Annotated in this window: 5 protein-coding genes; all 5 read left to right on the top strand. The window is 72.3% G+C overall.

Translation table 11 applies throughout. The annotated features are described in order from the left end of the window. Nucleotides 1-2,203 (top strand): condensation domain-containing protein (locus ACZ4EG_RS24860; RefSeq protein WP_467792139.1); only part of this gene is annotated, 2,203 nt, incomplete at its 5' end. Continuing rightward, complete coding sequence (locus ACZ4EG_RS24855) at nt 2,200-6,804, top strand: amino acid adenylation domain-containing protein (RefSeq protein WP_467792138.1); 4,605 nt, start codon at nt 2,200-2,202, stop codon at nt 6,802-6,804. The genes ACZ4EG_RS24860 and ACZ4EG_RS24855, both read left to right, overlap by 4 nt. Before the next feature lie 36 nt (nt 6,805-6,840). After that, complete coding sequence (locus ACZ4EG_RS24850; protein WP_467792137.1) at nt 6,841-19,779, top strand: amino acid adenylation domain-containing protein; 12,939 nt, start codon at nt 6,841-6,843, stop codon at nt 19,777-19,779. 38 nt (nt 19,780-19,817) lie between these two features. Beyond that, nucleotides 19,818-20,996, top strand: a complete 1,179-nt coding sequence (locus ACZ4EG_RS24845; RefSeq protein WP_467792136.1) for a cytochrome P450 — start codon at nt 19,818-19,820, stop codon at nt 20,994-20,996. Nucleotides 20,997-21,050: 54 nt separating this feature from the next. Further along, nucleotides 21,051-22,223, top strand: a complete 1,173-nt coding sequence (locus ACZ4EG_RS24840; RefSeq protein ID WP_467792135.1) for a cytochrome P450 — start codon at nt 21,051-21,053, stop codon at nt 22,221-22,223. Nucleotides 22,224-22,226 lie beyond the last annotated feature (3 nt).

Genomic DNA, 22,226 nt, shown 5'->3' with positions numbered 1-22,226 from the left:
GGGTCGGGCGGGGTTGACGGGTCAGCGGTTTGTGGCGTGTCCGTTCGTTCCCGGGGTGCGGATGTATCGGACCGGGGATGTGGTGCGGTGGACGGATGAGGGGGAGTTGGTGTTCCTCGGCCGGGCCGATACGCAGGTCAAGGTCCGTGGGTATCGCATCGAACCCGGCGAAATCGAAACCGCCCTCGACAGTCACCCGCGAGTCACCCAGTCGGCCGTGATAGCACGCGGAGACACACCCGGTGACAGCCGACTCGTCGCCTACGTCGTCGCGGATCTCTCGGACCGGTCCGAGGAGGACCTGCCGAACATGCTGCGTGCATACGCGGCTGAGACCCTGCCGGAATACATGGTCCCGTCCGCCGTGGTGGTCCTGGAGGCGCTGCCGCTGACGGTCAACGGCAAGGTGGACCGGGCCGCCCTGCCGGCACCGGACTTCGCGCAACAGGTGTCCGGTCGGGCGCCGGAAGGTGTGGTCGAGGAGACCCTGTGCCGGATCTTCGCCGAGGTCCTGGGCCTGGAAGAGGTGGCGGCCGACGCCGGCTTCTTCGAGCTGGGCGGCGACTCGATCATGTCGATGCAGTTGGCGTCGCGGGCCCGACGCGCTGGATGGGTGGTCACCCCGCGGCAGGTGTTCGAGGAGAAGACTGTCGAACGCCTGGCACTGGTGGCCCAGCCCGTCGGCGCCGATGCGACCGACGCGGCGGACGACGGCGTGGGCGAGGTGCCCTGGACGCCGGTGATGCGGACACTCGGTGAACAGGCGGTCATCGGATCCCGCTTCGCGCAGTGGACGGTCGTCGGCGCACCGGCCGGACTGGACCGTGAGGCGCTGGCCACGGCCGTGGGCGCGGTCATCGACACCCACGACATGCTGCGCGCCCGCGTCCAGGCCAACGGGACACGACTGACGGTCGGTGAGCCGGGAACCGTGACGGCAGCCGAGCTGATCCACCACGTGGACGCGACCATGACCAACGAGCGCGACCTGGACGAGGTTGCCGGTCGCGCGGCCCGCGAAGCAGTGGAGCGCCTGGACCCCGCCTCCGGCGTGCTGGTGCAGGTCGTTTGGGTGGATGCGGGACCGTCCCGCACCGGCCGTCTCGCGCTGGTGGTCCACCACCTGGCAGTGGACGGCGTGTCGTGGCGGATCCTGCTGCCTGACCTGCAGACCGCATACGAGACAGCGGTCGCGGGTGGCACACCGGCCCTCGACCCGGTGGGTACATCCTTCCGCCGGTGGGCGGAGCTGCTGACCACCCAGGCCGGCAACGACGAACGGCACGCGGAACTACAAGCCTGGACCGAACTCCTCCAAGGCTACGAACCGCCGCTCGGCGACCGCCCGTTGGATCCGGCCCGGGACACCGTCCACACCTTGCACCATCACTCATGGGCCGTACCCACCGAGCAGGCAGCCGTGCTGGCCGGCCAGACGCCCACGATGTACCACTGCGGCCTGCACGAAGTGCTGCTCGCGACGCTTGCCGGAGCGGTCGCCCACTGGCGCCCCACCGACGCCCCCTACACGCTGATAGATGTCGAGGGGCACGGCCGGGAGCCGGTGCAAGGCGTGGACCTGTCCCGCACGGTGGGCTGGTTCACCAACGTCCACCCCGTCCGCCTGGACACAACACCTGCCGACCTGGCAGAAGCCCTGACGGGCGGCCCAGCGGCGGGTGCACTGCTCAAGGCCGTCAAGGAACAGGTGCGCTCCGTCCCCGGTGACGGACTCGGCTACGGCCTGCTCCGCCACCTCAACCCGGAGACGGCCGAGGTCCTGGCCGAACTCCCCACCGCCCAGATCGGTTTCAACTATCTGGGCCGGTTCACCGTCGGCGAGCAGTCCGGTCCCGCCCGCGCCTGGCAGCTGGCCGGCGAGACGGCGGTCGGTGGCGCGGCCGACCCCGACATGCCCGTGGCGCACGCCCTGGAAGCCGGTGCCGTGGTGCGTGACACCACGGGCGGCCCGGAGCTGACCCTCACGCTCAGCTGGCCGGGCAGCCTGCTCGACGACGCGGCGGCCGAACGGCTCGGCGGGCTGTGGCTGGAGATGCTGCGGGGCCTGGCCGCGCACACCACCGACGAACCCACCGCGGGCGGCCACACCCCATCCGATTTCCCCCTCCTCGATCTCTCACAGGACGAGGTCGAAGAACTCGAAGCAATAGCCGCACGACTCGAAGGAGGACGGTCCCTGTGAAGTCGCCGACCGCCGCCAAGGGCTCTGCCCTGGCAGAAGTGTGGCCGCTGTCGCCCTTGCAGGAGGGGATGCTCTTTCACGCCGCCTTCGATCACCAAGGACCCGACGTCTACGCCATGCAGTGCGTCCTGGCGGTCGACGGTCCCCTGGACGCCGATCGCTTCAGGGTGTCGTGGGAGGCGCTGGTGGCTCGCCATGCCGCCCTGCGGGCGAGTTTCCACGAGCGGAAATCGGGTGAGCCCGTGCAGCTGATCACCCGCGATGTGACGCTGCCCTGGCAGCAGGTCGACCTGTCGGACCTGCCGGAGGCGGACATGTCGGACCGGGCCGACGCCCTGGCCGCCGAGGAGCGGGCGCAGCGCCTGGACCTGGCGGTCGCGCCGCTGCTGAGGCTGCTGCTGATACGCCTCGGCGCGGACCGGCACCGCCTCGTCATGACGACCCATCACATACTGATGGACGGCTGGTCGATGCCCGTCCTGCTGGGCGAGTTGTCCACGGTGTACGCGGTGGGCGGGGACACCCGGGCGCTGCCCGCGGCGGCGTCGTACCGGGACCATCTGGTCTGGCTGAACCGTCAGGACAAAGAGGCGGCGCGGGCCGCGTGGCGGGCGGAGCTGGCCGGGACCGACGAGCCGACGCTCATCGTGCCGGCCGACCCGGCCAGGGTGGCGGTGCTGCCGGAGGAGTTCGCCACCGAGCTGTCCGAGGAGGCCACTCGGGCGCTGGAGGAGCTGGCCCGTACCCAGGGGGTGACGGTCAACACCGTCGTCCAGTGTGCTTGGGCGCTGGTGCTGGCGCGCCTTGCCCGCCGCCGTGACGTCGTCTTCGGCGCGACCGTGGCCGGGCGGCCGCCGGAGCTGCCGGGTGTGGAGTCGATGGTCGGCCTCTTCATCAACACCCTCCCCGTACGTGTGCGGCTCGACCCCGCCCAGCCGGTGGGTGATCTGCTCACCGAACTGCAGGCGCGGCAGTCCGCTCTGCTGACGCACCAGCACCTCGGCCTGGCAGAGATCCAGAAGCTCGGTGGAGCAGGGGCGCTCTTCGACACGCTGGTGGTGTACGAGAGCTTCCCTCGGCCCCCGGCACGGCCGTCCGATCCCGACGTGCTCACCTTCTCCGGCCTGGAGACGCGTCAGGCCACCAACTTTCCGCTCACCCTGGGCATCACCCCGCACGACCGGCTCCAGATCGAACTGACCTATCGGCCCGACCTGTTCGACCGGGACGCGGCAGCCCGGACCGGGCGTCGGCTGGTACGGGTGCTGCGACAGATCGCGGCGAACCCTCGGCTCCGGGTCGGCGAGATCGAGGTGCTCGACGGCGAGGAGCGGGTGTCGGTGGTGGAGCGGTGGAACGACACCGCCCGGCCGGTGCCGACGGGCACGGTGCTGGAGAGGTTCGAGGAGTGGGCGCGGCGCGTGCCGGAAGCCGTGGCCGTCCGCTGCGGGGCAGAGCAGCTGTCGTACGCGGAGCTGGAGGCGCGCTCCAACCAACTGGCCCGGTATCTGAGCCGCCTCGGGGTCGGTCCGGAGTCACGGGTGGCGCTGTGTCTGCCGCGCGGGGTCGCCATGGTCGTCGGCGAGCTGGCCGTCTGGAAGGCCGGCGGTGCCTTCGTACCGCTGGATCCGCAGTACCCGGCCGACCGGCTGGCGTTCATGATCACCGACAGTGCTGCCACGGTGGCCCTGAGTACGACCGACACGCTCGACAGCCTGCCGCCGGCATCGGAGCGGGTCGTGCTGCTCGACGAGTTCGAGCAGGCGATCACCGCGGAGTCTGCGGAGCCGCTGTCGCTGTCACCGAGCCCCGACCGGCTGGCGTACGTGATCTACACCTCCGGCTCGACCGGCCGTCCGAAAGGTGTGGCGGTCGCGCACGGCGGTGTGGCGAACCTGGCGGAGGCGATGCGCCCGGTGCTGGGCGTGGAGCAGGGTGTGACGGCGCTTCAGTTCGCCTCATTCAGCTTCGACGCGGCCGTCCTCGACGTGGCCGTCACCCTTGCCGCCGGCGGCACGCTGGCCATCGCGGCGAGCGAGGAGCGGGACGACCCGGGCGCGTTGGCGGAGATGATCCGTACGGCGGGTGTGGGCGTGGCGAGTGTGGTGCCGTCGCTGCTCGGTGTGCTGGATCCGGCCGCCGTGCCCGGGGTGACGAACTGGGTGCTGGGCGCTGAGCGGTTGAGCGCCGACCTGGCCGCCCGGTGGACGGCCCGGTCGAAGATGTGGAACACCTACGGGCCGACCGAGGCCACCGTGATCACCACGGCGACGGCCTTGGACCCAGGCATCCGGCCGCAGGACCCGGCGCCGCCGATCGGCCGCCCCATCGGCAACACCCGGGTCTTCGTCCTGGACGACTTTCTCCGGCCGGTCCCCCCGGACATCACGGGTGAGTTGTATGTGGCCGGCTCCGGCCTGGCCCGCGGCTATGTCGGCCGCGCGGCACAGACCGCGGAGCGGTTCGTGGCCTGTCCCTTCGTACCCGGTGGGCGGATGTACCGCTCCGGAGACCTGGCGCGCTGGAGCGCGGACGGGCAGCTGCACTTCGCCGGGCGGGCGGACGGGCAGGTGAAGATCCGTGGGTTCCGTATCGAGCCCGGCGAGGTCGAAGCCGTGCTCGCCGCTCACCCGGACGTCGGCCAGGCCGTGGTCGTCGCCCGCGAGGACCGGCCGGGTGACAAGCGACTGGTCGCCTACGCCGTCCCGGCCACCGGCGCCGGACTCGACACCGCACTGCTGCGCGAGCACGTCGCCAAGACGCTGCCGGAGTACATGGTCCCGTCGGTGGTGGTGGTGCTGGAGGCGCTGCCGTTGACGGTCAACGGGAAGGTGGACCGGGCCGCTCTGCCCGCACCCGAGGCGCCCGGCGGTAGGACGGGCCGGGCTCCGGTCACGCCCGAAGAGGAGCTGTTCTGCGGGCTGTTCGCCGCAGTGCTGGGGCTGGAAGAGGTGGCGGCCGACGCCGGCTTCTTCGAGTTGGGCGGCGATTCGATCATGTCGATGCAGTTGGCGTCGCGGGCCCGGCGCGCCGGATGGGTGGTCACGCCACGGCAGGTCTTCGAGGAGAAGACCGTCGAGCGCCTGGCTCTCGTTGCCCAGCCCGTCGACGGCCAGTCGCAGGGCGACGCCGACGATGGCGTGGGCGAGGTCGCCTGGACGCCCGCGATGAAGGCCCTGGGCGAACGGGCTGCCGACGCGCGGTTCGCGCAGTGGATGGTCGTCGGCGCACCGGCCGGACTCGACCGGGAGGCGCTCGGCACGGCCGTCGCTGCGGTCCTCGATGCGCACGACATGCTCCGCGCCCGCGTCGAGGACGGCGGATCGCGGCTGGTGGTGCGCGCGCCCGGGTCGGTGGACGCGGCCGCGCTGATCAGCCGCGTCGACGCCACCGACGGCGACCTCGATCAGGTGGTGGGCCGGGCGGCCCGCGAAGCAGTGGAGCGGCTGGATCCCACCTCGGGCGTACTGCTGCAGGTGGTGTGGGCCGATGCCGGGCCGACACGGGTGGGCCGCCTGGTGCTGGTGGTCCACCACTTGGCGGTGGACGGAGTGTCGTGGCGGATCCTGCTGCCGGATCTGCAGGCCGCGTACGAGGCCGTGGCCGCGGGCGAGACACCGGCCCTCGATCCGACGGGTACGTCGTTCCGCCGGTGGGCTGAGCTGCTGACCACTCAGGCCCGCAGCGACGAGCGGCGCGCCGAACTGCCGGGGTGGACCGAACTGCTCCGAGGTGAGGAACCGCTGCTCGGCGTCCGGCAGTTGGATCCGGACCGGGACACCGTACGAACACTCAGGCACCGCTCCTGGACCGTGCCGGTGGAGCAGGCGGCGGTGCTGGCCGGGCGGACGGCGGCCGTGTTCCACTGCGGGCTGCACGAAGTGCTGCTCGCGACCCTGGCCGGGGCGATCTCCTCCTGGCGGCCAGGTCCGGCCGGCCGGGTCCTGGTCGACATCGAGGGCCACGGCCGCGAGCCGGTGGAAGGGGTGGACCTGTCCCGCACGATGGGCTGGTTCACCGGTGTCCACCCCCTCCGGCTGGACACCGTCGGGGTGAACCTGCCCCAGGCCCGCTCCGGCGGCCCGGCTGCCGGAGCGCTGCTCAAGGCAGTCAAGGAGCAGGTGGGCGCCGTGCCCGGGGACGGACTGGGCTACGGTCTGCTGCGTCACCTCAACCCCGACACGGCCCAGGTTCTGGCCCAACTCCCCTCCGCCCAGGTCGGGTTCAACTACCTGGGCCGGTTCACAGCCGGTGAGCAGTCCGGCCCCGTCCGCGTCTGGCAGCTGGCCGGCGAGACGGCGGTCGGCGGTGCCGCCGACCCCGACGCCCCCGTCGCGCACGCCCTCGATGCCGGCGCCGTCGTCCGCGACACTCCGGACGGCCCCGAGCTGACCGTCACCCTCAGCTGGGCCGGCAGGCTGCTGGAGGAATCCGAGGCCGAACGCCTCGGCGGGCTGTGGCTGGAGATGCTGCACGGCCTGGCCGCACACACCACCGACCCCGCCGCCGGCGGCCACACCCCGTCCGACTTCCCCCTCCTCGACCTTGCACAAGAAGAAGTCGACGAGCTCGAGTCCGAATTCGCCGAGGACCACATCTAACACGCGCTTTGAGACGCTGTAAGGAGAGATGGAGCGATGACCCGATCTCGTGTCGAGGACGTCTGGCCGCTGTCGCCGCTGCAGGAGGGGCTGCTCTTCCACGCCGCCTTCGGCGACGAGGGCCCCGATGTGTATCAAGGGCAGCGCATGCTCGATCTGATCGGTCCGGTCGACGCCGGTCAACTGCGGGCGTCCTGGGAGGCGTTGCTGGCCAGGCACGCGGCGCTGCGGGCGAGCTTCCGACGGCGCAAGTCCGGCGAGGCGGTCCAGGTCATCGCGCGTGAGGTCGTCCTGCCGTGGCACGCGGCGGACGTCTCCGGCCTCGCGGAGGCCGATGCGGCCGCCGAGCTGGAGCGGTTGGCGGAACGGGAGCGCGCGGAGAAGTTCGATCCGGCGGTGGCGCCCCTGTTGCGGCTGCTGCTCGTCCGGCTTGCCGAGGACCGGCACCGGCTGGTGATGACCAGTCACCATGTGCTCATGGACGGCTGGTCCATTCCGGTCCTGCTCACCGAGCTGTCCGCGGTGTACACGGCGGGCGGCAGCACCGCCGGATTACCCCGCACGACCTCTTACCGGGAGTACCTGGCGTGGTTGAACCGCCAGGACAAGGCCGCGGCACGGGCGGCTTGGCGCGCGGAGCTGGCGGGGGTCGAGGAGCCCACCCTGGTCGCGCCGGCCGACCCGGGCAGGCCGCCGGTTGCCGCGGAGAACCTGATCCACGAGATCTCCGAGGAACTGACCCAGAGGGTGGTGCAACTGGCCCGTGGCCAGGGGCTGACGGTCAACTCCGTGATCCAGGGCGCATGGGCGATCGTGCTGGCACACCTGACCGGACGCACCGACGTGGTCTTCGGCGCCACGTCGGCGGGACGGCCCATGGAACTCCCCGGCGTGGAGTCGATGGTCGGTCTCTTCCTCAACACCCTTCCGGTACGGGCGCAACTCGACGCCGCCCAGCCTGTCGCCGCGCTGCTCGCCGATCTGCAGGCGCGGCAGTCCGCGCTGATGGCGCACCAGCATCTGGGGTTGCCCGAGGTCCAGCGCCTCGCCGGTGCCGGCGCGGTCTTCGACACCCTTGTGGTGTACGAGAACTACCCCCGCCCGCCCGCCGGGCCGCCCAGCCCGGACGGCTTCGCCATCCGCGCGGGCGGTGCGCAGGAAGCGGCGCACTATCCGCTGACGCTGGTCGTGGTCCCGGCCGACCGGATGCACTTCAAGCTCGACTACCGGCCCGACCTCTTCGACCGAGACGCCGCCATGGCGGTCGTCGACCGGCTGGTGCGGGTGCTGGAGCAGATCGCGGAGAATCCGCAGATCCGGGTCTGCGACATCGACGTTCTCGGCGCGGCCGAGCGTGGGCGGGTGGTGGAGGAGTGGAACGACACGGCCCGTCCCGTGCCGTCCGACACCTTGCTCGACCTGTTCCGGGACCGGGTGCGGCGCTCGCCGGAGGCGGTGGCCCTGCGGTGCGGGGACGAGACGGTCTCGTACGGCGATCTGGAGGCCCGTGCGAATCGGCTGGCCCGACATCTGCGCCGTCTGGGCGTTGGCGCGGAGCCGCGGGTGGGGCTGTGTCTGCCGCGTGGGGTGGACATGGTCGTGGGCGAACTGGCGGTGTGGAAGGCGGGCGGCGCCTTTGTGCCGCTGGACCCCGAATACCCGGCGGACCGGCTGGCGTTCATGGTCGCCGACAGCGGTACGGCGGTGGTGCTCAGCACGCGCGACACGCTCGGCGATGTGCCGCTGGAAGCCGAACACCTGGTGCTGCTTGACGACGCGGCGGAGGCGATTGCCGCGGAACCCGCGGACGCGCCGGAGTCGTCCCCGGAGTTCGACCAGCTGGCGTATGTGATCTACACCTCCGGTTCGACCGGCCGTCCGAAGGGCGTGGCCGTCGCGCACGGCGGTCTGGTGAATCTGGCGGAGGCGATGCGCCCGGTGCTGGGCGTGGAGCAGGGTGTGACGGCGCTTCAGTTCGCGTCGTTCAGTTTCGACGCTGCCGTTCTCGATGTGGCCGTCACGCTGGGGGCCGGCGGCACGTTGGCCATCGCGTCGAGTGAGGAGCGGGGCGATCCGGCCGCGCTGGCGGAGTTGATTCGTACGGCGGGTGTGGGCGTGGCGAGTGTGGTGCCGTCGCTGCTCGGGGTGCTGGACCCGGCCACGGTGCCCGGGGTGTCCAACTGGGTGCTGGGCGCCGAGCGGTTGAGCGCCGACCTGGCCGCCCGTTGGCGGGCGCAGGCACGGGTGTGGAACACCTACGGTCCGACCGAGGCCACCGTCATCACCACCGCCACCCCCATCGACGGCGCCATCACCGCTGAGGACCCGCCTCCGGCGATCGGGCGGCCCATCGGCAACACCCGGGTGTTCGTGCTGAACGACTTCCTCCAGCCCGTTCCCGCGGGTTCGGTGGGTGAGGTGTACATCGCCGGGCCGGGCCTGGCACGCGGCTACGTCGGCCGGCCGGAGCTGACCGCGGAGCGCTTCGTGGCCTGCCCGTTCCTGCCCGGTCAGCGGATGTACCGTTCCGGCGATTTGGCCCGCTGGAGCTCGGACGGCAGGCTGCACTTCGCCGGTCGCGCCGACGAGCAGGTGAAGATCCGCGGGCACCGAGTGGAGCCGGGCGAGGTCGAGGCCGTACTCGCCGCCCATCACGGCGTCGGCCAGGCGGCGGTCGTCGCCCGCGAGGACGGGTCGGGCGACACACGCCTGATCGCCTACGCCGTCCCCAACGGACAGGACGGCACCCCGGACACCGGCGCGCTGCGGGAGTTCATGGCGGCCTCGTTGCCCGACTACATGGTCCCGGCCGCGGTCGTGGTGCTGGCCGCGCTGCCGCTGACGCCCAACGGCAAGCTCGACCGCGCCGCGCTGCCCGCGCCCGACCTGGTGGTCAAGGGCGGCCGGGGACCGGCGACCCCGACCGAGGAAGTGCTGTGCGGACTGTACGCGGAGGTGCTGGGCCTGGAGCGGGTCGGTGCGGAGGCGTCGTTCTTCGGTCTGGGCGGGGACTCGCTGCTGGCGATGCGGCTGCTTGCGCGGGTGCGGTCGGTGCTGGACGCGGAGGTGAACATCCGTGAGTTGTTCGGTGCGCCGACGGTGGCGGGGGTTGCGCGGCTGATCGAGGGTGCGTCCGGCACCGGCCGGTTGCCGTTGCGGCCGCAGGTACGGCCGGAAGTGCTGCCGCTGTCGTACGCGCAGCAGCGCATGTGGTTCCTCAACCGGCTGGAGGAGACCGCCTCCGGCACGGCGGCCGCCGCCTACAACCTGCCGCTGGCGCTCCGGCTGACCGGTGAACTGGACACGGCCGCCCTGGAGGCGGCGCTCGGCGACATGGCGGTGCGGCACGAGAGCCTGCGCACCGTCTTCCCGAGCGTCGAGGGCGTACCGCGGCAGCGGATCCTCGACGGCGACGCGGCCCGGCCGTCACTGACGGTGGTGGACACCGTCGCCGACGAGGTCGCACAGGTGCTCGCCGAGCTGTCCGAGCGCGGCTTCGAGCTGAGCGAGGAACTGCCGTGGCGGGTGTGGCTGCTGCGGGTGTCGCCGAGTGAGCATGTGCTGCTGGTGGTGACGCATCACATCGCGTCGGACGGGTGGTCGATGGGGGTGCTGGCGCGGGATCTGCGGGCCGCCTACGCCGCGCGTCTCGAAGGCCGTATACCGGACCGGCAGCCGCTGCCGGTGCAGTACGCGGACTACGCGCTGTGGCAGCGCGAGGCGCTCGGCGACCTCGACGACCCGGACAGCATCATCAGCGGCCAACTGGGCTACTGGAAGCAGGCCTTGGCAGGCCTCGGCGAGGAGATCGCCCTTCCCACCGACCGGCCGCGGCCCGCTGTCGCCTCGTTCCGCAGCGGCAGCGTGCCGGTGGGGGTGGACGCGGCCACGCACGCCCGGCTGGTCGAGCTTGCGGGGCGGGGCCGTGCGACGATGTTCATGGTCGTGCACGCGGCGCTCGCGGTGCTGCTGTCCCGCATGGGCGCGGGCGACGACATCCCGCTCGGAACCCCGGTCGCCGGCCGGGGCGAGCCGCATCTGGAGGAGCTGGCCGGGTTCTTCGTCAACACCCTGGTGCTGCGCACGGACCTCAGCGGCGACCCGACCTTCGCCGAGCTGCTGGGGCGGGTGCGCGAGGCGGATCTGGCGGCCTACGCGCATCAGGACGTACCGTTCGAACGGCTGGTGGACGAGCTCAACCCGTCGCGCTCCCTCTCACGGAACCCGCTGTTCCAGGTGATGCTGGCGCTGCAGAACGTGCCGGAGGCACAGTGGGACCTGCCCGGTCTCCGGGTGGCGCCGCTGCCGCCCATGGAGGCGCCGCCGGCCCGGTTCGACCTCTCGGTCACCCTGGCCGAGGAACGCGACGCCGACGGCACACCGGCCGGTCTCGGTGGCGGCATCCTCTACGCCGCCGACCTGTTCGACGAGGACACGGCCCAGCGGCTGGCCCAGCGCCTCGCCCGGGTGCTGGAGCAGATCGCGGCCACACCGCAGCTGCGCCTCAGCGACATCGACGTCCTTGGTGAGGCCGAGCGTGCGCGGGTGGTGGAGGAGTGGAACGACACCGCGCGGCCGCTGCCGTCCGGCTCGATAGTGGACCTCATCGCCGCACGGGCCGAGGGCATTCCGCAGGCCACGGCTGTGCGCTGCGGGGCCGAGCTGCTCTCGTACGGGGACCTGGAGGCGCGTGCGAATCGGCTGGCCCGACATCTGCGCCGTCTGGGCGTTGGCGCGGAGGCGCGGGTGGGGCTGTGTCTGCCGCGTGGGGTGGACATGGTCGTGGGCGAACTGGCGGTGTGGAAGGCGGGCGGCGCGTTCGTGCCGCTGGACCCCGAATACCCGGCGGACCGGCTGGCGTTCATGGTTGCCGACAGCGGTACGGCGGTGGTGCTCGCCACCTCCGAGGCGTCGGCCGGGCTGCCGTGGGAGGCCGAGCACGTGCTGCTGCTGGATGAGGCGGCGGAGGCGATTGCCGCGGAGCCGGAGGAGCCGCTGGGGTCGTCACCGAGCCTCGACCAGCTGGCGTATGTGATCTACACCTCCGGCTCGACCGGCCGTCCGAAGGGTGTGGCGGTCGCGCACGGCGGTCTGGTGAACCTGGCCGAGGCGATGCGTCCGGTGCTCGGTGCCGAACAGGGCATCACGACGCTGCAGTTCGCCTCGTTCAGCTTCGACGCGGCTGTTCTCGACGTGGCCGTGACTCTGGCCGCTGGAGGCACGCTGGCCATTGCCTCCGGCGAAGAGCGGGGCGACCCGGCCTCGCTGGCGGAAATGCTCCTCACCTCGGGCGTCTCGGTGGCCAGCGTGGTGCCTTCCCTGCTCGGCGTACTCGACCCGGCCGCCGTGCCCGGGGTGTCCAACTGGGTGCTGGGCGCCGAGCGGTTGAGCGCCGACCTGGCCGCCCGCTGGCAGGCGCAGGCACGGGTGTGGAACACCTACGGGCCCACCGAAGCCACCGTCATCAGCACCGCCAGTCTCCTTGAGGACACTCTGTCTCCGGAGGACGCGCCCCCGCCGATCGGCCGCCCGCTGACCAACACCCGGATGTATGTCCTGGACGATTTCCTGCAGCCGGTGCCCGTCGGTGCCGTGGGCGAGGTGTACATCGCCGGGCCTGGACTCGCCCGCGGCTATGTCGGCCGCCCGGGGCAGACCGCCGAGCGGTTCGTGGCCTGTCCGTTCGCACCGGGCCGGCGTATGTACCGCTCGGGGGACCTGGCCCGCTGGTCGGCCGACGGGCAGTTGCACTTCGTCGGACGGGCGGACGAGCAGGTCAAGATCCGTGGGTTCCGTATCGAGCTGGGCGAGGTCGAGGCGGCGCTGGCCGCTCACCCCGACGTCGGCCAGACCGCCGTGGTCGTCCGCGAGGACCGCCCCGGCGACCGGCAACTCGTCGCGTACGCCGTCCCCGCCACCGACGCCGAGTTCGACGGCACCCTGCTGCGCGAACACATCGCCAAGTCCCTGCCGGAGTACATGGTCCCGGCCGCGGTCGTGGAGCTGGAGGCGCTGCCGCTGACCGTCAACGGCAAGCTCGACCGCACCGCCCTGCTCGCCCTCGACCCGGCAGCCCGCGACGAGAGCCGCGCCCCGGCCACGCCCACCGAGGAGGTGCTGTGCGGGCTGTTCGCGGAGGTGCTGGGCCTGGAGCGGGTCGGTGCGGAGGCGTCGTTCTTCGGTCTGGGTGGTGACTCGCTGCTGGCGATGCGGCTGCTTGCGCGGGTGCGGTCGGTGCTGGACGCGGAGGTGAGCATCCGTGAGTTGTTCGGTGCGCCGACGGTGGCGGGGGTTGCGCGGCTGATCGAGGGTGCGTCCGGCACCGGCCGGTTGCCGTTGCGGCCGCAGGTACGGCCGGAAGTGCTGCCGCTGTCGTACGCGCAGCAGCGCATGTGGTTCCTCAACCGGCTGGACGAGGGCGACTCGGGTGCGGCCGCGGCCGCCTACAACCTGCCGCTGGCGCTCCGGCTCGACGGCGAGCTGGATGTGGCCGCCCTGCGCGCGGCGCTGGGCGATGTCGCGGAGCGGCACGAGAGCCTGCGCACGGTCTTCCCGCAGTCCGAGGGCGTCCCGCGACAGCGCATCCTGCACGGCCCGGCCGCCCGCCCGCGCCTGTCCGTCGTCGAGACGAGCGAGGAGGAGCTGGCGGATCGGCTGGCCACGTACTCCAAGCGGGGCTTCGAGCTGAGCAAGGAGCTGCCGTGGCGGGTGTGGCTGCTGCGGGTGTCGCCGAGTGAGCATGTGCTGCTGGTGGTGACGCATCACATCGCGTCGGACGGGTGGTCGATGGGGGTGCTGGCGCGGGATCTGCGGGCCGCCTACGCCGCGCGTCTCGAAGGCCGTATACCGGACCGGCAGCCGCTGCCGGTGCAGTACGCGGACTACGCGCTGTGGCAGCGGGACGCTCTCGGCGACCTCGACGACCCGGACAGCATCGTCAGCGGTCAACTGGGTTACTGGAAGCAGGCCCTGGCGGGTGCGCCGCAGGAGTTGCGTCTGCCGGCCGACCGGTTGCGCCCGGCGGTCTCCTCGTTCCGCAGTGGGAGCGTGCCGGTCGGCGTGGACGCGGCCACGCACGCCTCGCTGGTGGAGCTGGCGGGGCGGGGCCGGGCGACGATGTTCATGGTGGTGCATGCGGCGCTCGCGGTGCTGCTGTCCCGCATGGGCGCCGGGGACGACATCCCGCTGGGTACTCCGATCGCGGGGCGCGGTGACACACAACTGGAGGAACTGGCCGGGTTCTTCGTGAACACCCTGGTGCTGCGCACGGACCTCAGCGGCGACCCGACCTTCGCCGAGCTGCTGGGGCGGGTGCGCGAGACGGATCTGGCGGCCTACGCGCATCAGGACGTGCCGTTCGAGCGGCTGGTGGACGAGTTGAACCCCGCCCGTTCGCTGTCGCGCAACCCGCTCTTCCAGGTGATGCTCGCACTGCAGAACGTGCCCGACTCCCGCTGGGAGCTGCCCGGACTGGAGATCACCCCGATCCCGGCTGCCGAGGCACCGCCGGCCCGGTTCGACCTGTCGGTCACCCTGGCCGAGGAACGTGACGCCGACGGCACCCCGGCCGGTCTCGGTGGCGGGATCCTCTACGCCGCCGACCTGTTCGACGAGGGCACCGTCCAGGGTCTGGCCGCGCGCCTGGCCCGGGTGCTGGAGCAGGTCGCCGCCGACCCCGACACCCGTCTGAGCGCCATCGACCTCCTCGGCGAGGCCGAGCGTGCGCGGGTGGTGGAGGAGTGGAACGCCACCACGGGGCCGATGCCGTCGGGCACGCTGGTGGAGCGGATCGCCGAGCAGGCGGAGCTGGCGCCGGACGTGGTTGCCGTGCGTTGCGGGCAAGAGCTGCTCTCGTACGCGGAGTTGGAGGCGCGCTCCAACCGGTTGGCCCGCCATCTGCGTGACCTGGGGATCGGCCGGGAGTCCCGGGTGGGGCTGTGTCTGCCCCGCGGCATCGACGTGGTCGTGAGCGAAGTGGCGGTGTGGAAGGCGGGCGGCGCGTTCGTGCCGCTGGACCCCGAATATCCGGCCGACCGGCTGGCGTTCATGGTCGCCGACAGCGGTACGGCGGTGGTGCTCGCCACCTCCGAGGCGTCGGCCGGGCTGCCGTGGGAGGCCGAGCACGTGCTGCTGCTCGACCAGGCCGCCGAGGCCGTCGCGGCCCGCTCCGGCCGACCGCTGGAGGCGCTGCCGTCCCCTGACCGGCTGGCGTACGTGATCTACACCTCCGGCTCCACCGGCCGACCGAAGGGCGTGGCCGTCGCGCACGGCGGCGTGGCGAATCTGGCCGAGGCGATGCGCCCGGTGCTCGGCGCCGAACAGGGCATCACCACGCTGCAGTTCGCCTCGTTCAGCTTCGACGCCGCCGTCCTCGACGTGGCCGTCACCCTGGCGGCGGGAGGCACGCTGGCCATCGCGTCCGGCGAGGAGCGGGGCGACCCGGCCGCGCTGGCGAAGATGATCCGCAGCTCCGGGGTCGGCGCGGCCAGCGTGGTGCCGTCGCTGCTCGGCGTGCTGGACCCGGCCACCGTGCCCGGCGTGGACAACTGGGTGCTGGGCGCCGAGCGGTTGAGCGCGGACCTTGCCGCGCGGTGGAGGCCGCAGGCGACGGTGTGGAACACCTACGGGCCCACCGAGGCCACCGTGATCACCACCGCCGTCCCGCTCGACGCGGGCATCCGCCCCGAGGACGCGCCGCCCGCGATCGGCCGTCCGCTGGCCAACACCCGGGTGTACGTGCTGGACGACTTCCTGCAGCCCGTGCCCGTCGGTGCCGTGGGCGAGCTCTACATCGCCGGTCCCGGTCTGGCCCGCGGCTATGTCGGCCGCCCGGGGCAGACCGCGGAACGATTCGTGGCCTGCCCGTTCGCGCCGAGCCGGCGGATGTACCGGTCCGGCGACCTGGCCCGCTGGAGCGTGGACGGACAGCTGCACTTCGCGGGGCGGGCGGACGAGCAGGTCAAGATCCGTGGCTTCCGCATCGAGCCCGGGGAGGTCGAGGCGGTGCTCGCCGCCCACTCCGACGTCGGCCAGGCCGCGGTCGTCGCCCGGATCGACGGTCCCGGTGACCCGCAACTGGTCGGCTATGCCGTCCCCGCCACGCCCGGGGCCGAACTCGCCCCGGCCCTGCTGCGCGAGCACATCGCCAAGGCCCTGCCGGAGTACATGGTGCCCGCCGCGATCGTGCCGCTCGCCGTGCTGCCGCTGACCCCCAACGGAAAGCTCGACCGCGACGCCCTGCCCGCCCCCGACTTCGGCGGCCAGGTGTCCGCGCTGATGCCGCAGGGCGAGGTGGAGGAGATCCTGTGCGGACTGTTCGCCGAGGTCCTTGAGGTCGAACGCGTCGGCGCGGACGACAACTTCTTCGACCTGGGCGGCAACTCGGCGCTCGCGATGCGTCTCGCCGGCCGGATCCGCACCGAACTCGGCGCCGAGCTGAGCATGCGGCAGTTCTTCGGCGCGCCGACCCCGGTCGGCGTGGCCCGGATGCTCGGCTCGAAGGTGCGCCCCGCCCTGCGCCCGGCCGACGAGCGTCCGGCGGAGATCCCCCTCACGGCAGGCCAGCTCCGTACCTGGCACATGGACCGCCGGCACGAGGACGCGACGGCCTACCAGACCGCGGTCGCGCTGCGCCTGGGCGGCCCACTGGACCAGGACGGACTCCGGGCGGCGCTCGGGGACGTCGCCGCGCGCCACGACATGCTGCGGACGCTGTTCCCCGAGGCCGGCGGCGTGCCCCACCAGCGGGTACTGGACCTCGACGAGGCCCGTCCCTCGCTCACGGTGACGCCGGCGACCGAGGAGGAGCTGCCGGAACTGCTGGCCACCCATGCCGCATACCGGTTCGACCTGGCACGGGAGACGCCCTGGCGGCCGTACCTCTTCCCGCTGTCCGAAGAGGACAGCGTGCTGCTCCTCGTCGTCCACCGGATCGCCGCGGACGACGCGTCGCTCGACCTGCTCGTCCGGGACCTCGCCGCGGCGTACGGCGCGCGGCGCGAGGGTCGGGTGTCGGAACGGGCGCCGCTGCCCATGCAGTTCGCGGACTACGCGCTGTGGGAGCGGGAGCTGCTCAAGGGCGAGGAGCGGTCGGACAGCCTGATCAGCGATCAGGTGGAGTACTGGCGCGAGACCTTGGCGGGCGTCGGCGCCGAGACCGAGCTGCCTGCCGACCGGCCGCGGCAGGCGTCGCCGTCGCGCCGCGTGGACGCTGTACCGGTGCGCCTCGGTGCCGAGGCGCACGACCGGCTGATGGAGGCGGCACAGTCCGGCGGCTCGCCCTCGGCGTTCATCGTGGTGCACGCGGCGCTCGCGCTGCTGCTCAGCCGGCTGGGGGCGGGCACGGACGTCACGCTCGGCACCGTACTGCCGCGCCAGGAGGCCGAGGACAGCCTGGAGGGCGTGGTGGGCCCGTTCGCCGGCCCGCTGCCGCTGCGTACGGACACCTCCGGCGACCCGACCTTCCTGGAGCTGATCGGCCGGTCGCGGGACGCCCACCAGGAGGCGCTGCTCTACCGGGACCTGCCGTTCGAGCGGATGGTGGAGGTGCTGCCCCTGCCCGACCCGGCGGCGCCGCACCACCCCGTCTTCCAGGTACTCCTGGAGGTGCACGACGACGACGCGGAGAAGTGGGACACCTCCGAGATGCCGGGCCTGAGCACCAGGCGCCTGGACGTGGGGACGGAGTCCTCCGAGCTCGATCTGACCGTCAGCCTCACCGAGCGGAGCCACGACGACGGCACACCGGACGGCATCGACGGCGTGATCCGGTACGCGACGGAGCTGTTCGACCGGGTCACCGTCGAGGCGCTGGCCGGCCGGCTGGTGCGGGTGCTCGAACAGGTCGCGGCCGATCCCGAACTGCGCCTGAGCCAGGTGGACGTGCTCCTGGACCCGGCCGAGTACCAGCAGGTGGTCGAGGTGTGGAACGCCACCGCGGCCGAGGTGCCGACGGGCACCGTGGTCGAGCTGCTGGCGGCCCGGGCGGCCCGCACCCCGGACGCCGTCGCCCTCGTGGAGCAGGGCCAGGACACCGCGCTGACGTACGCGGCGCTGCGGGACGCGGGCTCGCGGCTCGCGCGGCGGCTGGTTGAGCAGGGGATCGGGGCCGACGACGTCGTGATGGTGGCCGTGCCGCCGAGCAGCGGCGTCGTGGTCGGCGCGCTCGGCGTGCTGGAGGCCGGTGCCGTCTGTCTGTTCGCGGGACCGGACCGGCCTGTGGAGGAGGTCGGCGAGCTGGTGCGCGAGTCCGGCGCCGCGGCGCTGGTGTGCCCCGCGACCATTGCCGGGGTGGTGCCCGAGGACGTCACGATCCCGGTGGTCGCGCTGGAGGAGGAGCAGGAGGTGACCGGGGCCCGGGAGAGCGTGGCGGTGCGGCGGCCGCTGCCGGGCAGCGCGGCCTTGCTGCTGCCCGTCTCGCCGGAGGACGGCCTCAGCGAGGTCGCGGTGATCGAGCACCGGGCACTGCTCAATCTGGTGGCCCACCGGATGCGGTCGCTGCCGGCGGAGTCGGCGGAGCTGGTGCTCGACGGGCGGGCCCCCGTCCAGGCACAGGCCGCCCTGCTCGCGCCGGTGCTCGCGGCGCTGTGCGCGGGCGTGACCGTACGACTCGGTGCACCCGGTGCGCGGCCTGTGGCGGCCACGACGGACGGCACCGCGGTGCTGGTCACCACCGCCGGTCAGCTCCCGGACGGACAAATCGCCGACGGCGGGCCGGAGTTCGCGGAAGTGTGGGCGATGGGCCACGGCACGCCGGTGGTCGCGGATGACCTGCACAGCAGGCGGGCGGAGCACCCGCAGTCCCGGCTGGTGACCGTCCAGGGCGCGGTCGAGGCCGGAGGGGCGTGGTGGGAGCACCGCACCCCCTCCGGGGAGCACCGCACCCCCTCCGGGACGCTGTCGGCGGAGCCGCTCGCGGGCGGTCCGGTCGCCAACACCCGTGCGTTCGTGCTGGACGACTTCCTGCGCCCGGTACCGCCGGGAGCCGTGGGCGACCTGTATGTGGCGGGTGCCTCGTCGGCCCGCGGTTATGCGGGCCGGCCCGGTCGGACGGGCTCGCGCTTCGTGGCGTGTCCGTTCGGGCCCGCGGGGGCGCGGATGGTCCGCACCGGCGAGCGGGCGAAACGCACCGCCGAGGGCCTGATCGCCCTGCGGGACAAGGGGCAGGACCGGTACGGAGGTTCCGTGGCGGCGCGCCGCAAGGTCCGCAACCGCGACGACCTGGAGGTGCTGCTGCCGCTGCGGGCCGAGGGCAGCCGTCCGCCGCTGTTCTGTGTGCACCACAGCACCGGTCTCAGCTGGGGCTATGCGGCCCTGCTCCAGCACCTGCCGTCGGACCTGCCGGTCTACGGCGTGCAGGCGCGCGGGCTGGCCGGGCCCGAGCCGCTGCCGCAGAGCATGGAGGAGATGGTCGCCGACTACGTCGAGCAGATCCGGGGGCTGCAGCCCAGCGGCCCGTACCACCTCCTCGGCTGGTCCTTCGGCGGTGTGATCGCGCAGGCGATCGCCGCTCGCCTGGAGGAACTCGGCGAGCAGACCGCCCTGGTCGCCCTGCTCGACTCGTACCCCGCCGGGCTCGGCCGGGCCCTCGTCGGCGACGACGAGGCGGGGGAGACCCACTCGGCGCCGGAGCAGCGGCGCGAGTTCCACACCTCCCCGGACGGCGGCGAGATGCCGATGGGCGTGAGCGGTCCGCTGATGACGAACATGGAGGAGGTCATGCGGAACGCGGTCGGCATCTCCCGCAATCACACGCCTCCTCGCTTCGGCGGTGACGTCCTGCTGTTCGTCGCGACCGAGGACCGGCCCGAGGACCTGCCGGTGGCGGAGGCGGTGGACAGCTGGCGTCCCTACACCGCGGGGGACGTCGTGGTGCACGAGATCGCCGCCGCCCACAACGACATGCTGCAGTCCGCGCATCTGGCGGACATCGGGCGCGTCATCACCGAGACGCTCCGGTCCGGGACCGACGCCTGACCGGGCGCGACGACGAAGACGACGAAAGGGATCCGCCAATGCCGAAGCCGCCGGAAGTTCTGCAGAACCACACCCGGGACGGTCTGGAACCGCTGCCCGAACTGAGCCGGATGAGCGCCGAGACACCGATGCTGAAGAACACCGGACCGGGCATCCACGACTGGATCGTCACCGGCCGGGAACAGGTGCGGGCCGTTCTCGGCGACGCGCAGCGCTTCACCACCCGACCGCCCGCGGACAGCGAGGAGGAGTCCCGGCAGATCACCCAGATCGGCAATCCGCTGCAGTACGACCCGCCGGAGCACACGCGGTTGCGGCAGATGCTGACGCCGGAGTTCACGGTGCGGCGGATGCGGCGGATGGAGCCGCTGATCGAGAAGATCGTCGAGGACCGGCTGGATGTGCTGGAGCGCGCGGGACAACCGGCCGATCTGATGCGGCACTTCGCCTGGCCCATTCCCGGACTGGTCGGCTGCACACTGCTCGGAGTGCCCCGCGACGACCAGCCCGAACTGGCGCGCAACCTCGACCTCAGCCGGCGCGCCAACCGCAACTGGCAACTGCGACAGGCCGCGGTGAACGCGTTCGACGGCTATCTGGCCAGGTTCGTCAAGCAGAAGCGCCGAGACCCGGGCGACGACATGCTCGGCATGCTGATCCAGGACCACGGCGCCGACGTCACCGACAAGGAGCTCGTCGGCATCTGCGCGTCCGTCATCGCCGCCGGCATGGAGAACGTCGCCGGCATGCTCGGCCTCGGCACCCTCGCGCTGCTCGACCACCCCGGGCAGCTCGAACTGCTTCAGGAGAAGCCCGAGTTGATGGACCAGGCGGTCGAGGAAGTGCTGCGGTACGTCGCCGTCGTACCGATCGCCTCGCCGCGCACCGCGCTGGAGGACGTGACCATCGGCGGCCAGGAGATCAAGGAGGGCGAGATCGTCTCCTGCTCCCTGCTCGCCGTCAACCGCGCGCAGCTCGACGACACCGACAGGGACGAGTTCAGGGTCGATCGCGAAAACGTCTCGCACATTGCCTTCGGGCACGGCATCCACTTCTGCGTCGGCGCGGCGCTGGCCCGGATGGAACTGCGGACCGCCTATGCGGGACTCCTGCGCCGCTTTCCGGGTCTGCGCCTCGCCGTGCCCCGTCAGGAACTGCGCTTCCGGCCGCCGCTGCTCGCCACGTACGGCGTCGAGAAGCTGCCCGTCGCCTGGTAGCGGACCGGCACGACCAGCGGCTCCACGAGGCGTATCGAAGGAAGGGATCCACCCATGCCGAAACCGACAGACATTCCCCTGCATCAGGGCCGTGACGGGATGGACCCGCTGCCGGGGCTGCGCCGGATGGCCGAAAAGACGCCGGTCCTCGAAGACTCCGGCTCCGGGTTCCACGACTGGGTCGTCTCCGGCCGGGAGGAGGTGCGCGCGGTCCTCGGCGACGCGGAGCGGTTCAGCAACCGGCCGCCGGAGGCGAGCGCCTCGCCGGCCCGGCGCACTCAGTCCGGCAACCTGTTGCAGTACGACCCGCCGGAGCACACGCGGTTGCGGCAGATGCTGACGCCGGAGTTCACGGTGCGGCGGATGCGGCGGATGGAGCCGTTGATCGAGAAGATCGTCGAGGGCCGGCTGGATGTGCTGGAGCGGGCCGGGCAACCGGCCGACCTGATGCGGCACTTCGCCCGGCCCGTGCCCGGCCTGGTGGGCTGCGCGCTCTTCGGAGTGCCCCGCGACGACCAGGCCGAGCTGGCCCGCAACCTCGACCTCAGCCGCAGCGCCAACCGCACCCGGCAGCAGGCGGCGGCCAAGGCGTTCGAGAGCTACATGGGCCGGCTCGTGGCACAGAAGCGGCGCGACCCGGGAGCGGCCGACGACCAGCTCAGCATGCTGCTCCGCGAGTACGGCGACGAGCTCACCGACGAGGAGCTGATCGGCATCTGCGCCTCGGAGATGGCCGCCGGCTGGGAGAACAGCGCCGGCATGCTGGGCCTGGGCACCCTCGCCCTCCTCGCGCATCCCGAGCAGTTCGAACTGCTCCGGGAGAAGCCCGAGTTGATGGACCAGGCGGTCGAGGAACTGCTGCGCTACGTGTCCGTCATCCCGGTGGCCTCCCCGCGCACCGCACTGGAGGACGTGAGGATCGGGGACCAGGTGATCAAGGCCGGCGACAGCGTGATCTGCTCCCTGTTCGCGGCCAACCGGGCGCAGCCGGGGGAGGAGGACCAGGACGGTTTCGACATCACCCGTGAGCATCCCAACCATCTCGCGTTCGGCCACGGCATCCACTTCTGCGTGGGGGCCGCACTGGCACGGCTGAATCTGCGCATCGCCTTCGCCGCGCTGGTGCGGCGCTTCCCCGAACTGCGGCTGGCCGTGCCTCGGGAGGAGCTGCGCTTCAAACCGCTGGCGCCCCAGTACGGCGTCGAGACACTGCCCGTCGTCTGGTGAGGA

The sequence above is a fragment of the Streptomyces sp. NPDC025638 genome (assembly GCF_055558775.1).
This window is presented reverse-complemented; position numbering and strand designations above follow the sequence as displayed.